12 protein-coding genes and 1 pseudogene are annotated in these 14,436 nt (G+C 45.7%); 12 read left to right on the top strand and 1 reads right to left on the bottom strand.

What is annotated here, in order from left to right; translation table 11 throughout:
• The first annotated feature begins 103 nt into the window (after positions 1-103).
• The 8 genes from QUB70_RS10455 (at position 104) to proB (ending at position 9,091) form a co-directional block, all read left to right on the top strand.
• Positions 104-481, top strand: a complete 378-nt coding sequence (locus QUB70_RS10455; RefSeq protein ID WP_332980122.1) for a GNAT family N-acetyltransferase — start codon at positions 104-106, stop codon at positions 479-481.
• A gap of 281 nt (positions 482-762) precedes the next feature.
• Positions 763-1,944: a F420-0:Gamma-glutamyl ligase gene (locus QUB70_RS10450; RefSeq protein ID WP_332980120.1), complete on the top strand. Its 1,182-nt coding sequence runs from the start codon at positions 763-765 to the stop codon at positions 1,942-1,944.
• A 191-nt stretch (positions 1,945-2,135) separates the two neighbouring features.
• Positions 2,136-3,467: a GNAT family N-acetyltransferase gene (locus tag QUB70_RS10445; protein WP_332980119.1), complete on the top strand. Its 1,332-nt coding sequence runs from the start codon at positions 2,136-2,138 to the stop codon at positions 3,465-3,467.
• 549 nt (positions 3,468-4,016) lie between these two features.
• Positions 4,017-4,469, top strand: coding sequence for a Holliday junction resolvase RuvX (gene ruvX / locus QUB70_RS10440; protein WP_332980118.1), 453 nt, complete (start codon positions 4,017-4,019; stop codon positions 4,467-4,469).
• Between the two features lie 561 nt (positions 4,470-5,030).
• Positions 5,031-5,606: a DUF3727 domain-containing protein gene (locus QUB70_RS10435; RefSeq protein ID WP_332980117.1), complete on the top strand. Its 576-nt coding sequence runs from the start codon at positions 5,031-5,033 to the stop codon at positions 5,604-5,606.
• A gap of 247 nt (positions 5,607-5,853) precedes the next feature.
• On the top strand, positions 5,854-6,978 hold the full coding sequence (gene mltG / locus QUB70_RS10430; protein WP_332980116.1) for an endolytic transglycosylase MltG: 1,125 nt from the start codon (positions 5,854-5,856) through the stop codon (positions 6,976-6,978).
• A gap of 215 nt (positions 6,979-7,193) precedes the next feature.
• Positions 7,194-7,715, top strand: a complete 522-nt coding sequence (locus QUB70_RS10425; protein ID WP_332980115.1) for a YqeG family HAD IIIA-type phosphatase — start codon at positions 7,194-7,196, stop codon at positions 7,713-7,715.
• Between the two features lie 266 nt (positions 7,716-7,981).
• Complete coding sequence (proB, locus tag QUB70_RS10420) at positions 7,982-9,091, top strand: glutamate 5-kinase (protein WP_332980114.1); 1,110 nt, start codon at positions 7,982-7,984, stop codon at positions 9,089-9,091.
• A 227-nt stretch (positions 9,092-9,318) separates the two neighbouring features.
• Here the strand turns inward: proB and QUB70_RS10415 are convergent, their stop codons facing one another.
• Entirely contained in the window at positions 9,319-10,077 is a 759-nt protein-coding gene (locus QUB70_RS10415; RefSeq protein WP_332980113.1) for a hypothetical protein, read from the bottom strand.
• Positions 10,078-10,526: 449 nt separating this feature from the next.
• Here QUB70_RS10415 and ndk point away from each other — a divergent pair, with 449 nt between their 5' ends.
• The 4 genes and pseudogenes from ndk (at position 10,527) to QUB70_RS10395 (ending at position 14,272) form a co-directional block, all read left to right on the top strand.
• Positions 10,527-10,976 carry a nucleoside-diphosphate kinase gene (gene ndk / locus QUB70_RS10410; protein ID WP_332980112.1) on the top strand — a complete coding sequence of 150 codons (450 nt, stop codon included), beginning with the start codon at positions 10,527-10,529 and terminating at the stop codon, positions 10,974-10,976.
• Positions 10,977-11,170: 194 nt separating this feature from the next.
• Positions 11,171-12,126 (top strand): annotated as a pseudogene (locus tag QUB70_RS10405) (IS630 family transposase).
• 283 nt (positions 12,127-12,409) lie between these two features.
• The gene (locus QUB70_RS10400) at positions 12,410-13,204 is read left to right on the top strand and encodes an ABC transporter permease (RefSeq protein ID WP_442927762.1); all 795 of its coding nucleotides are present in this window, start codon (positions 12,410-12,412) and stop codon (positions 13,202-13,204) included.
• Positions 13,205-13,408: 204 nt separating this feature from the next.
• Positions 13,409-14,272, top strand: a complete 864-nt coding sequence (locus QUB70_RS10395) for an aldo/keto reductase (RefSeq protein WP_332980111.1) — start codon at positions 13,409-13,411, stop codon at positions 14,270-14,272.
• Positions 14,273-14,436 lie beyond the last annotated feature (164 nt).

Raw genomic sequence — 14,436 nt, 5'->3', positions numbered from 1 at the left:
TTCGATCGGGACTCGAAATATACAATTTAAATGCACAACAGCTTACATCCGCAAACAAGCTTCTCAGGATCTCAAAAAGAAAGTCGCAATCGTATTCGTTTTAGTGGAGTCTTCCAACACTGATGTGATTGCCTATTATACGCTTTCTGCATACACCATTGAACTCGCAGATTTGAATGAATCTTTTGCAAAAAAGCTGCCCCGCTATCCCCTTCTACCTGCTACATTGCTCGGTCGTTTGGCAGTCGATCGTACTTACCAAGGTCAACATCTCGGCGAGTTGATTCTGATAGATGCTTTGACAAAAGCACTCTTGGCAACTGCACAAGTTGCATCTCTCGCTGTCATTGCAGAAGCTCTGGATGAGCCAGCAGCCAAGTTCTATCAAAAATATGGTTTTCAAAAGTTTAAACAAAACCCGATGAAGCTTTATCTACCAATGAAATCGGTTGAAGAACTTTGTCAAAATTCTAACATTTAGTTGATTTTGTTAAAAACCGATCGCCCATTAGACCTCTTGCAAAAATAACTAGGACGGGCTCTCCGGCCCATCCCACAAAATTTTTTTTCTTGTGGAACGGGCAAGATGCCCGTTCCAGAATTTGATTAAAAGGATTTTTGCAAGAGGTCTATTGCGCTCCCCAACCCCAACCCCAACGCCAACCCCAACAACCCCCACAATCCCAAATTACTACCGGATCGGATCTCGAAGTACCCGATATCGACTACAGTAAACACAAAATATTATTGGCGGTGATTTGAGTGATTGACACTTTAGCAACAGGAATCGCAGCAGCCGGTTCGCTGCTGGCATTGGGCGGATTGGGCCTAGAGTTGAACTATCGCCGGACTGGGAGTGCAAATAAACTAGAACTAACAGCCGGAGAATGGCACTTAGCCATCTCGGAACCCAACCGCTATCTTTTAGTCGGGGAAATGGAGTTCCGCAACCTGACACAGCGCTTTGAGGTGATGTTGCCGGAAGTGCGGGCACAGGTGAAACTGCTGTCAGACGGAAGTTTAGATGGCGTTACTTCCCAGACAAAGGTGATTCCTTGCCACAAAGATGCAACAGCCCGATCGGACGATTACTGGTTCGGCTATATTGTTAAAGCCCAAAAAACCACGAAAATTAAAGTTTCTGTAGACATTCAAGGGCAAGATTTAACCAAATTGCAGTCAGCTTGGGTGCAAGTACACTTCGTCACCTACGGCCCGGGCGGCCGCATCCCGAAAGTCCGCAACGTAGTAGTTCCCCTGCAATTTCCCAACTCGGACACCGTACCCATCGCCAGAAATGTCGGAGTTGCAGAAGTCTTGCCGATTCGCACTCACATACTGGCGGAACTCGACAATCCCGTCGAAATTGTCAAGCGTTACGTTTTGCCGCGCGCCCAGAAAGGCGATATTGTCGCCCTTGCAGAAACTCCCCTAGCTTTGATGCAGGGACGCTACCGCCATCCCAGCGAAGTCAAACCCGGATGGGTGGCAAAGCGAGTGTGCTTGTTTTTCTTGCCCACGTCGAGTTTGGCCACAGCTTGCGGGATGCAGACGTTGGTTGATGTAGTTGGCCCTTGGCGCGTAGTAGCAGCATTTGCGATCGGCGCTGCGGCTAAAATATTTGGCAAACCGGGAGTCTTTTACCAACTAGCAGGGGAACAAGCCAGACTGATCGACGACGTTACCGGGACTTTGCCTCCCTTCGACCAATTTATTGTCCTCGGCCCGGACAATCCCCAGCAAGTTGTAGAAGAAATTCAACGAGAAACCGGACTTGCCGCGGCGATCGTAGACGCTAATGACTTGAAAGCAGTTAAGATATTAGCAGCGACCTCCGATTTATCGGTAACATTCTTAGAGCAAGCCTTGCGAAGCAACCCCGCCGGGAATGGTGACGAGCGAACACCGGTCGTTTTAATTCGACCTCTGCCACAAAAATCTTGAGTTGAAAACAGAAAATTAAAAATTCAAAAAGATGATTTGAAATTTTTAATTTTCGATCGAGCAAGAAAGGGAGAAGAATGAAAAGTTTTAAGTTTTGAACTCAAAATTTACGCACTCAAAACTCAAAACTTCCCTAACTCTTCCCCTTTCTGAATTTTTATTTTTAAATTTCCCTTCCCCACTTTCGTGCTATGACTTCATTTCCCTCCCAAAACCAAAACCCGGTTGTGATTCGCCCGTTTCAGTACCGCGACATCGAGGCGATGGAACAACTGTGCGCGGAAACAGCCGACGAGCCAGAAAACGGCAAAAGTGCAAGCTGCGACTTGGTACTAGGTAGAAAGTTACAGCAGATTCGCCGCTGGTACGGACTGCTAAAGATTTTTAGCTTGTTTCCCAACCCTTGTCAGTCCCTGTTCCGGGCCCACGTTGCCGAAGAAGAGGGGAGAGTTAAGGGCATAATTCAGATTTCTCCTTTCAACCGCACCCGCAGCACTTGGCGGATCGATCGCCTAGGAGTAGACCCGGAAGCCCGCAGCAAAGGAATTGGTTCCATGCTGCTGCGGTACTGCTTTGAGGCAGTCTGGGAGGCGCGGACGTGGCTGTTGGAAGTGAATGTAGGCGACAACACTTCCCTCGCTTTGTATCGGCAAAACGGGTTTCAGCCTTTGGCGCAGATGACTTACTGGACGATCGCCCCAGAACGCCTGCAAGAAATGGCTTCCTCGACCCCAGATTTGCCCAACCTGCTGCCGGTCAGCAATGCCGACGCTCAGTTGCTCTACCAACTCGATACCGCGTCTATGCCGCCGCTGGTGCGCCAAGTATTCGATCGGCACATTCAAGATTTCAAAACCAGTTTTTTCGGCGCTTTAGTCGAAGGTGTCAGACAGTGGCTGGGAAAAACCGAGGTAGTCAGCGGCTACGTGTTTGAACCGCAGCGCAAAGCCGCGATCGGCTATTTTCAGGTGCAGCTATCCCGCAACGGCCAGCAACCGCACGTCGCCCAGTTGACGGTACACCCGGCCTACACTTGGCTTTACCCGGAACTGCTATCCCAGATGGCGCGCCTAGTTCAAGATTTCCCAGTTCAAAGCCTGCAACTGGCTTCCGCTGACTATCAGCCGGAACGGGAAGCTTATTTAGAGCAATTTGGAGCTGTGCGTCAGTCCCACAGTTTGCTGATGTCTCGATCGGTATGGCACAAATTGCGCGAGTCCAAGTTAGTCTCTCTCGAAGGACTCCAGCTATCAGAAATGCTGCAAAGCTTCCAGCCAACTCGCAAACCCGTACCGGGCCGGATGTCCTGGCTCGGCCCGATGGCTGGGGAAACAACAGCCGGGCCCGCGTCGTCAGAGATCAAGCCATTTTTGGTGGACTCAGGAAACGGTCAAGCCAATCAAGTTAACCCCTTGAACAGCCAGAATTCTGAATCGGCAGCAACTGATGGCAGCAGCATTTTGCCTCTAAAATTGCCAGAGTTACCTCTAGACGGAGGCTGGCCGGGAGAACTCAATTCTTAATAAGTGAAAGCAGAAGGTAAAAGGTATAATACCAATTTTTTATGAGGCTGCATAGAATCAGATCCCCCCTAGCCCCCATTAATAAGGGGGGGACAAGATTCCGCTCAAAGTCAACCCCTACTCCCCTTCTTAAGGGGGATTTAGGGGGGATCGAGATATGTGCAACTTCACATTAAATTGGTATAAGGCATAAAAAAATACAATTAATCATCCAATAAATTACTTTTTTTCTGTCATAATCCCAAAATATCCCTTTGGCTTTTGATTGATATCAACTTAAAATTACCTATCTTCTTATTGCTTTATTGTCTTCTTCCTTTGGGTGCTTCGCGTCTTCGCGGTTGTTAAAAAAACTTCTGGTAAGAAAGAAGTAAATCTAAAATAGACCTCTTGCAAAAATAACTAGGACGGGCAAGATGCCCATCCCACAAAAAACATTTTTCCTTGTGGAACGGGCAAGATGCCCGTTCCAAAATTTGATTAAAAGGACTTTTGCAAGAGGTCAAATCTAAAATCTAAAATCTAAAATCTAAAATTGATTGATTGATAATGTCCAACGAGAAATTATGGATTTCAGCACTGGGATTGGATATCGGCCTCAAACGAGTCGGCATCGCCGGGTGTGACGGCACTGGTTTAATAGCTACGGGGATTACAACTCTGGTACGATCGTCCTTCGATCGAGACGTAGCTTATCTCAGAGAGCTCGTCCGAGAGCGGAGAGTGCAAATTTTGGTTGCAGGCTTGCCTTACTCCCTGAGCGGAGAATTGGGCGCTCAAGCCCGACAAGTGCAGAAATATGCGAATCGCCTCGCCGCCGCCTTAGAGCTCCCTCTAGAGTACGCGGACGAGCGCCTGACTTCGGTTGAGGCAGAGGAATTGATGAAAACCGCAGGGATTTCGGTGTCGCAAAATAAGGGTTCGATCGATCGCAAAGCAGCAGCCCTGATTTTGCAGCAGTGGCTAGACGAACGGAGGCAAAAAATAGTCAGTAGTCAGTAGTCAGTAGTCATTAGTCAGTAGTCATTAGTCATTAGTCATTAGTCAGTAGTCATTAGTCAGTAGTCATTAGTCATTAGTCAGCAGGCAGATTAATTACCCAATGCCCAATGCCCAATGCCCAATGCCCAATGCCCAATGCCCCATGCCCAATGCCCAATGCCCCATGCCCCATGCCCAATGCCCCATGCCCCATGCCCCATGCCCCATGCCCCATGCCCAATGCCCCATGCCCTATTAGCATTTTATATGCGTACTAGCTTAACAACGGCGTGATATCCTAGTTGTGCAAGTTTGCGAAGCACACCTGTAACCGTTGACACACTGGAGAAAATTCTGCTGTACCCTCGGTACTCAAGAAGCACAAAATCGTGATTTGTCCTCACTGTCGCTTGCGGACTCGACTGAGATTTAAACGCTGCACTCTCCGCGTGGAAAATGCCCCGAGTCTCGCGGTTTAAGCTTGCGGACTGGCGATCCCGATCGACCAGAATATCGCCACGAAAACTCCCATTTGTCAAGCAAACATTACTGAATTATTGACGGAAAATTAAGATACACGCGATGTCCTCATCCCCAAACCGCAAAGAGAATGGCAGTTCCAACGAAGAGTCCGTCACCCTGACGGATGAATTTGGGCGCGAGCTGACTTGCAATATAGAACATTCGATGAACCTAGAAGGTCAAGAATATGCTTTGCTCATTCCGATCGACTCTCCGGTAGAAATTTTTACTTGGCACGGAGACGAAGCCGACGAAGCAGCAATTCCTGTAGAAGACGAGACCGAAATTGACAAAATTTTTGATACCGCTAGAGTTGTCCTGCAAGAGCAGAACTTGGCACTCCGGCGCACGGCGGTGACGCTGACTGTGGTTGGCGAGTTGCCGGAATTTCCCGACGAGGATTTGACGCCCGATGTCGATCCGGATGAGGAGTCGGATTTTGAAGAGCTGATGTGGCTGACTAGCTTCTACCACGAAGAACAGGAATATGCCATTTATACGCCTCTCGACCCCTTCTTTATCTTGGCTCGAATGAATGATGACGGCAAGCCAGAATTGCTCTCGGAAGAAGAGTTCCAAAGGCTGGAACCGATGTTGCCGATGCTGGAAGACCAGTTCTTTGACGAGCTTGATTAGATATTAATTCAAGGCAGAAGGCCCGCAGGGCAAAAAGCAGAATTTTTTACTATTTTATAAAAAAGTAAACTGCTCGCCCGATCGAACTTTTTCGAGATTGCCCCTTCTGCCTTCGCGATCGGGCTGTTGAATTGAGTCTTTGAATTCTGCCTTTTAAAGGGCTTGTATCCGTAACTTTTCGGCCATCAATCGCAGGTCATCAGTCATTAGTCGTTAGTTAACCGCCGCTTATCGAGGACAACGGACTATGAGTAAACAACAACTGACAAAAAGCAGCGCGCGCGAGAACCGAAAAGGTACTCCGCAACTCTCTAAATGGTTGTTTTATCTGGCGTTGCTGCCGGCAATTTGGGGCGTTTGCGCTTGGCAGGGCTGGGCTTGGTGGAGCTGGGCTTCTGCCCCGCCTAAAATAGCTTCCTCTTCGGGGAATCCGGCAGAGGATGGTGCTGTTTCTATCCAAATCCCGGAGGGTACTCCCAGTCAAAAAATCGGCAGGGATTTAGAGGCTGCGGGCTTAATTCGATCGAGTTCGGCATGGAATATGTGGGCTCGCTGGCTGACTATGCAAAACCGCGACGGAGGTTTTCAAGCAGGAACTTACCAACTATCCCCGACTCAGCCTCTGAGTGCAGTTGCTGAGAAAATTTGGAAAGGTGAAGTTGTACAGCAGAGTTTCACGATTCCAGAAGGGTGGTCGCTGCAACAAATGAGCGCTTATTTTGAAGCGCAAGGTTTTTTCCCGGCTAAGGAGTTTATGGCGGTGGCGAGTCAAGTTCCCTACGCTCAATACCCTTGGCTGCCGAGCGGCCTGCCTCATTTGGAAGGGTTTTTGTACCCGGATACTTATCAGCTAGACGGCGATGCCATTAGCCCGGAAGCTGTCATCAAGCAAATGCTCGATCGTTTCGAGCGGCTGGCTTTGCCGGTCTATCAAAAAAATCAGCAGAATACTAAGCTCGCTCTCAAAGAATGGGTGACTTTGGCGAGTATTGTGGAAAAAGAAGCTGTGGTTGCCAGCGAGCGCAATCGCATTTCTGGTGTGTTCAACAACCGTCTGAAGATGGGTATGCCGTTGGGTTCTGACCCGACAGTTGAATATGCTCTCGGCATCAGGCAAACTAAGGAGAAGCCTCTGACTTTTAAGCAGGTGGAAACGCCTTCTCCTTACAACACTTATATAAATGTAGGACTACCGCCAACTCCGATCGCATCTCCGGGAATAGCAAGTTTGGAGGCGACTCTGACTCCAGAAAATACAGAATACCTGTATTTTATGGCGCGGTATGACGGCACTCACATTTTCAGCCGCACTCAGGCGGAACACGATGCTGCGGTGGCTAAAGTTGACCGACAAGTGCGATCGGGTCAATAACCGAATCTGAGAAAATGGGTAATTGGTAATGGGTAATTGGTAATGGGTAATTGGTTATTAGTTATTATCACCAACCACTAACAAGCAACAAATAACAAATAACAAATAACAAATACCCATTTTCAATTTTCAATTCTAAATTACCAATTATAAATTACCAATTACCAGTTCCCAATTACCAGTTCCCAATTACCAATTATCAATTACTAATATTTATGTCTTGGGGTAAACTACTACAGCCTGACTTAGTTCTCGGCACTGCGATCGTGAATTTAACGGCTGATATTCTAGAAAAATATCAGATCAAAGGATTAGTGTTGGATGTGGATGAAACTCTCGTCCCATTCACAGCAACAAATGCTTCTCCCGAACTCAGCTTGTGGGTGGAAGAAATTAAACCGGTGGTATCCCTGTGGTTGGCGAGCAATAATTTAAGTCAGACTCGGATCGGTCGGATTGCTGAGTCTTTGAATCTACCTTACATCACTGGTGCTGCTAAACCGTCCCGCCGCAAGTTGCGAAGGGCCCTGACTGCGATGAATTTGCCAGTGGAACAGGTGGCGATGGTGGGCGATCGACTTTTTACTGATGTTTTAGCAGGCAATCGTTTGGGTATGTTCACTATTTTAGTGGAACCAATGGTTGATGCTGGGGAGGCGGTGCGGAAATATCCGATGCGCTCATTTGAAGTTTGGGTTTCTCAAGCTTTGGGAGCATCTCTGAAAATTAAAGATTAGTCAATAGTCATCAGTCATTAGTCAACGGTCAATAGTCATTAGTCATTAGTGGGGAGGGCGGGTTTATAAATATCCAGGACGTGAATCATCGATTTTGGTGAACCCTCCCCTACAGCATTTGTTATAATTAACTAGACATTTCCAGAAAAGCCAGCTTTGAACAGGCAGGATGCCTGTTCCACAATAATTATTGGAGATGTCTACTGGAAATGATATTATTACTAATAACTACTGACTGCTGACTACTGACTACTGACTACTAACTAATGACTAAAACTATTGTTGTTAAAATAGGAACTTCGACTCTGACTCGATCGACTACGGGCAACTTAGCTCTTTCAACTATTGCTGCATTAGTCGAAGTTTTGGCGGATTTGCGGCAGCAAGGGAATCAAGTAGTCTTGGTTTCTTCGGGTGCGGTTGGAGTTGGCTGTGCGCGCTTGGGTTTGACGGAACGCCCGCGAAATATCGCTCTGAAACAAGCTGTGGCGGCCGTGGGCCAAGGGCGGTTGATGCGGGTGTACGATGACTTGTTTACTACTCTACAACAGCCGATCGCTCAAGTATTGCTCACCAGGGGCGATTTAGTGCAGCGCAACAGTTATGTTAACGCTTGCAATACTTTTGGGCAACTGCTCAGGTTGGGCGTGATTCCGATCGTCAATGAAAACGATACTGTAGCGGTAGACGAGCTCAAATTTGGCGATAACGACACGCTTTCGGCGCTAGTAGCGAGTTTGGTAGAAGCAGATTGGTTGTTTGTGCTCACGGATGTCGATCGGCTGTATTCGGCAGATCCGCGCAGCAATCCCGACGCGCAGCCGATCGCCCTAGTCCAAAGTATGGCACAGCTCACAGAATTTCAGGTACAAACAGGAGATTCCCGCAGCGGTTGGGGAACCGGCGGAATGGTGACAAAAATTGAAGCCGCGAGAATCGCCACGGCATCGGGAGTGCGCACTGTCATCACAGACGGCTGCTTTCCTGGTAATATCGAGAAAATACTTAACGGAGAGTCGATCGGCACTCAATTCGAGCCTCAACCGCGCCCTGTAAACGCTCGCAAACACTGGATAGCTAACGTGCTAATTCCGGTAGGAAAACTCTATTTAGATCCGGGTGCTGTCAAAGCAATTTCCCACGGCGGAAAATCGCTTTTAGCTGCGGGTATTGCTCGAGTAGAAGGAGAATTTCAAGCTGATGATTCCGTACAGTTGTGCGACGCAGCAGGCAAGCAAATTGCTAGAGGGCTGGTGAATTATAGCAGTTTAGAATTGAGACAAATCCAGGGCTGCAAGTCAGATAAAATTGCTGAGATATTAGGCTATGCGGGTGTAGAAACGGCGGTACACCGAGATAATTTAGTGATTGTTTAAATTATCTCGTTTCCGGTTGCATCTGCATCATAAAATCGAGTCAACAGTCATTCGATTTTAGATTTTAGATTTTAGATTTTGGATTGATCCCACGCATAAATTCAGGGGCTTGAGGATTTTAGATTTTAGATTTTGGATTGATTCCACGGATAAATCCGGGGGCTTGTACCATCAAGAAACTCTTGGTCAAAAATCAACTATCATGAGGAGTGCAACCGGAATTGATATTAATAACTATCGAGACAGTCGATCGCGCAATGAGCGAACGCAGAAATTGAGGATACTTGCAGCACAGTATTGCAAGAATTTGTTTGGCTGTGTCGCAACAGCTCGTTCATCGCTTCTGTAAATAGTTCAAATACATTTTGTGCTAATTCTAAAGCTGCTTGGCGTTCCGCATTAGTAAGTTTTATTTCTGCTAAAACTTGCAACATCTCTGGCGTGTTTAAAAGGTGATAAATTTCTAACCCCACATCACCTCCTCCAAAATAAACACATTCTTTTTGGGTAATTTCCTGTAATTCCATTACCACTGCTAGCGCCGCCTCAAAAAAAACTGTTGCCGTTTCTTCGAGGACTTGCACTAACACCAGTTTCTGAATGGGAGAGGCTTTCCAAGCGTAGCGTTCGAGCACTGAACACAGCGATCGGTTTTTTTTAGTTTCTTCACCCCAAAGTAGTCTAAAATCACCGTAACTCATTGATTGGTTAAAGCCCAGTTCCTCTAGGTATTCTAGATAGTCCTGCCAGTAATAGTTTTTCTTATAAGTATATTTATTAATGAGTTCCTGAACTTTGTTATTACTAGAAGATTCTCGGAGTACATATTTATTTAAATCGCTCAATCCCACAGCCAAAGGAGCGAGTATAGGTGCAAAAATTAGTCTTTGTTTCAGGTAAGTATTTTGATTTGCTAGAAAGGCAAATAAGCGTAAGTGTGCAAATTCTTGCTTTTGTGTTTGAATGAATTCTAGAACTTCTTTCATAGCCTCGCACCCTCACTAAGTTATTTAAACTGGGGTTTCACACCTTGCTTGATTATCGAGGTTTTTTAGGAAATATCTTTGTATTTGACATCATGTTTAATTGTGTTTATAGTCACGATCGAGTGTGATTTACATCATATTGTGTTCCACGACTAAATCGGGGTTGACAGCGATGGTACTATTACCTAGAGTGACTGGTGTTGCAATGAGTATAGATGACAATTTCCCAGGGCGAATTGCCTTTGGGTGCGTTCTGAGTTAATCTATTTTTTGTATCATACCAATTTAATGTGAAGTTGCACATATTTCGATCCCCCTAAATCCCCCTTAAGAAGGGGGACTTTGAGCGGAATCTTGTCCCCCCCTTATTAAGGGGGGTTAGGGGGGATCTGATTCTATGCAGCCTCATAAAAAATTGGTATCAGTTAAGAAAATTGTAGGAGTTAATCTTGGAACGCACTTTTTTAGCGATTAAGCCCGATGGCGTACAGCGCGGACTCGTTGGCGAAATTATCGGTCGTTTTGAAGCCAAAGGCTTTACGCTAGTTGGCATGAAGCTGATAACGGCGAGTCGCGAATTGGCCGAACAGCATTACGGTGTCCACAAAGAAAGACCCTTTTTTGCTGGATTGGTAAACTTCATCACTTCGGGCCCGATGGTGGCGATGGTGTGGGAAGGCGACGGCGTTGTGGCGTCAGCGAGAAAAATCATTGGCGCAACAAATCCTCTGAATTCAGAACCGGGGACAATTCGCGGCGATTTGGCTGTGAATGTCGGTCGCAATATTATTCACGGTTCTGATGCTGTGGAAACTGCAACCCAGGAAATTAGCCTCTGGTTTAAGGAAGAAGAATTGAGTTCTTGGACACCTTGTTTAACTCCTTGGATTGTTGAGTAGATTCGATCATCTCCCGATTTATTAATCGGGAGATTACCTTAGATAATTAGGCGATTTCAAGAGACTGTTTGCGAATCAATAAAAAGCTTCACCCCTCACCCCCTAGAAATAGTGGTTCTAGACTAAATGTCTAATTGACCATATGCTTGACTCACAACACGTTTACTTGTACCAAACATCATACATTGTTAAAAATGAAAGCTTACTCGATTGATTTTCGGCAAAAAATCCTAGATACTTATCATACTGAACCAATCTCACAAAAAGCAATAGCTAAGCGTTTTTCTGTGGCTCTAAGTTTTGTACAAAAATTGCTTAAACAATATCGTGAAACAAAAAACATTACTCAGAGAACTGACCGATGTGGAGTCAAAGGCAAACTGAATGCGGAACAACTACTCATCTTGGCCGAATTGATTGAAGCTTAGGATGATGCAACTCTTGAAGAACTCCGTTATTTACTTTATGGAAAAATTGGATTTTCTGTTAGTAGAGCAACAATAGGAAGAATGATAAAACTCTTAAACATTACTGTCAAAAAAAACTCTCTTCCCTTCAGGTAAAGGGACGGAGCGAGTTCAAATCCTGCGATGTGAGTTCTGGAAAACCATTAAAAAGATTAGTTTGAAAGACTTAATATTCATTGACGAATCGGGAGTTAATTTGGCAATGGTTAGGTTATATGCTAGGTATGCAAAAAGGTGAAATAGCCAGGGAACCAAAACCAACTTGCGCGTGGCAAAAATGTCTCAATAATTGGAGCAATGTCAGTCAATGAAATTTTGACATCGGTTAATCTAATAGGCGGAACTGATGCAATTACATTTGAAGCTTTTATTGTCAGAAAATTTGTGCCAAAACTATGGAAAGGTGCTTGTGTAGTGATGGATAATTGTCCCATTCACCTGGGAGAAGAAGTGAAAAAAGCGATCGAAAAAAAGGGCAAAATTAATATACTTATCACCTTATTCACCAGATTTTTCACCAATTGAAAATCTGCGGTCAAAACTTAAAATCATTCTCCGTTCTATCCAGACTACTAATTATCAAGAGTTAGGAAAAGCACTCTTGGTTTGCGTTCGGACAAGTTACATCGTCAAATATTTTTAACTGGTTTACACACTGCTGTTATTGTACCTCATCTTTCTGAGAAAGGCTATAAGCTGTTACACATTTAAAATAGTATTGTAGGGTGCCACGGCTCCTTTCTCGTTTTCCTTGTAAGCGTAAGTGTTCTAGCTGACGCACCCTACAGGCCCCGCCCGGTGGTTTAAATGCGTAACAGCTTACAATATTTAATAAAGATTCCGTATAACTACTTAAGTAAGCTCTATAAATAAGTTAAAATTATAGTCAGATGGGAAGCCAATAAAGCAGTTAAATTCACACAAGCTTTACAATAGGATGAAATCTAAGTATTTCAACGGTGAAAAATGGCTATAAATATGGGACGATATTTGCACGTACTGAAATTGTTCTGGGGTGCGGCGATTTCTGCCGAACTAGAATACCGAATCAACTTTCTATTGGCAGCCCTCAGCAGCATCGGAAACCTTGCTGGCAGTTGGTTCGGGCTGTTTCTGTTCTACCGCACCGGTTACACGTTTTCTGGGTGGAAATGGGAAGAAGCCTTAGTGGTACTCGGTATTTTCACTATTTTGCAGGGGTTTTCGTCAACGTTTCTCGCGCCCAACCTCAGCCGTATTGTCGATCGAGTGCAGCAAGGTACTCTCGATTTCGTACTCCTCAAACCCATCAGTTCCCAATTCTGGCTGTCTGCAAACACAGTCTCCCCTTGGGGAATCCCAGATTTAATCTTCGGCGCGACATTGCTGCTGTATGCTGCTAATAAGTTGGGAGTAGAAATCGGCAACTATTTTTTAACAGCAATACCGCTGTTATTCGCAACTATTACTCTTTATAGTATATGGTTTATGTTAGGTGCAACCAGCATTTGGTTTGTCAAGATTTATAATGTTACCGAAGTGCTCAGAGGATTGTTAGAAGCGGGTAGATTTCCAATGGCAGCTTATCCCGCAGCTTATCGATTTTTCTTCACCTTCGTCGTTCCCGTTGCCTTCTTGACAACTGTGCCCGCAGAAGCGATGCTGGGTAGAGGTGAAATTGTTTGGATCGCAGGGGCTGGAATATTGGCGATCGGGCTTTTATTTATCTCCCGCTACTTCTGGCAATTCGCACTCCGCTTTTACACCAGCGCTTCCAGCTAGTTAAGTGAAAATAAATCGGCTACCCGGGGAGGGCGCGTGAGTGCATCAATAAACTGCCGGCTAGTAAAGATCCGCGCCTTATCCGCCCCTACAACTTTCTACATTTTTTTTGCAATCTACTTATATACTTAAAGAAAAATGTAAAATTTCAACATATCCTGGAAATATAAACTCTCAATAAACCACGCAAACGAGGGCAAACGAATGAAAAGAAAAAAACTGGGAAACACTAATTTTACTATCAGCGCGATCGGTCTTGGATGTATGCCGATGTCCTTAAGCGGCAGACCGCCAGAATCGCAATCAATTGAGGTAATTCACCGCGCCCTCGATTTGGGTGTCACCCTAATTGACACCGCAGATTCCTACTGCCAAGATCAATCCGACAAACACCATAACGAAGAACTGATTGCCAAAGCTTTACAACAGTATACTGGAGATATTAGAGCTGTCACCGTCGCCACTAAAGGCGGCTTAATGCGGCCTCAAGGTGCGTGGACGCGCAACGGCAACCCCCACCATTTACGCAAGACAATTCGCGAAAGTTTTGAAGCGTTGGGCGGCCAGGAACCGATCGACCTTTGGCAATATCACTCGCCAGATCCGGCTTATACGATCGAAGCAGCCTTAGCACCCGCAAAAGAAGCAGTAGAAGCAGGAATGATTCGATTTATTGGAGTTTCCAACTTTTCTGTAGAGCAAATCAAACGCGCCCGCGATACAGTAGAAATTGTCTCAGTTCAGAATCAATACAATCCGTGGCACAGACAGCCGGAATCCGACGGCGTTTTGGAATATTGCGAAACAGAAAAACTGACATTTTTCCCCTGGAGTCCTCTCGGGGGAAGCCGCCGCGCCACAAGCTTGCAAGATATGCCCGCGATCGCCAAATTAGCAGCAGAAAAAAACGTTTCAGTTTACTGTATAGTATTAGCTTGGTTGATGGCACAATCGCCTTGCGTCGTTCCGATTCCCGGTGCGACGAAAATATCGAGTATTGAAGACTCTTTGCAGGCGATCGAAGTTAAATTGAGTGATGAAGAATTGCAACAAATTGCCGTAAGTTAAGTAGGTAAGCCTAACAAAATAATAGAACAGGCAAGATGCCTGTTCCACAAACAAATGATTTGATTGTGGGGTGGGCATCCTGCCCGCCCTAACAAAATAATAGAACAGGCAAGATGCCTGTTCCACAAACAAATGATTTGATTGTGGGGTGGGCATCCTGCCCG

Source organism: Microcoleus sp. A003_D6 (assembly GCF_036702825.1).
Classification (GTDB): Bacteria; Cyanobacteriota; Cyanobacteriia; order Cyanobacteriales; family Microcoleaceae; genus Microcoleus.
The sequence above is the reverse complement of the archived record's forward strand: the minus strand, read 5'-3'. Positions and strand labels throughout refer to the sequence as shown.

Bases quoted from the DNA above. Each gene is read 5' to 3' on its own strand.
- QUB70_RS10445 (WP_332980119.1), top strand. From the start codon at position 2,136: ATGACTTCATTTCCCTCCCAAAACCAAAACCCGGTTGTGATTCGCCCG.
- QUB70_RS10425 (WP_332980115.1), top strand. From the start codon at position 7,194: ATGTCTTGGGGTAAACTACTACAGCCTGACTTAGTTCTCGGCACTGCG.
- ruvX (WP_332980118.1), top strand. From the start codon at position 4,017: ATGTCCAACGAGAAATTATGGATTTCAGCACTGGGATTGGATATCGGC.
- mltG (WP_332980116.1), top strand. From the start codon at position 5,854: ATGAGTAAACAACAACTGACAAAAAGCAGCGCGCGCGAGAACCGAAAA.
- QUB70_RS10415 (WP_332980113.1), bottom strand. From the start codon at position 10,077: ATGAAAGAAGTTCTAGAATTCATTCAAACACAAAAGCAAGAATTTGCA.
- QUB70_RS10400 (WP_442927762.1), top strand. From the start codon at position 12,410: ATGGCTATAAATATGGGACGATATTTGCACGTACTGAAATTGTTCTGG.
- proB (WP_332980114.1), top strand. From the start codon at position 7,982: ATGACTAAAACTATTGTTGTTAAAATAGGAACTTCGACTCTGACTCGA.
- QUB70_RS10395 (WP_332980111.1), top strand. From the start codon at position 13,409: ATGAAAAGAAAAAAACTGGGAAACACTAATTTTACTATCAGCGCGATC.
- QUB70_RS10435 (WP_332980117.1), top strand. From the start codon at position 5,031: ATGTCCTCATCCCCAAACCGCAAAGAGAATGGCAGTTCCAACGAAGAG.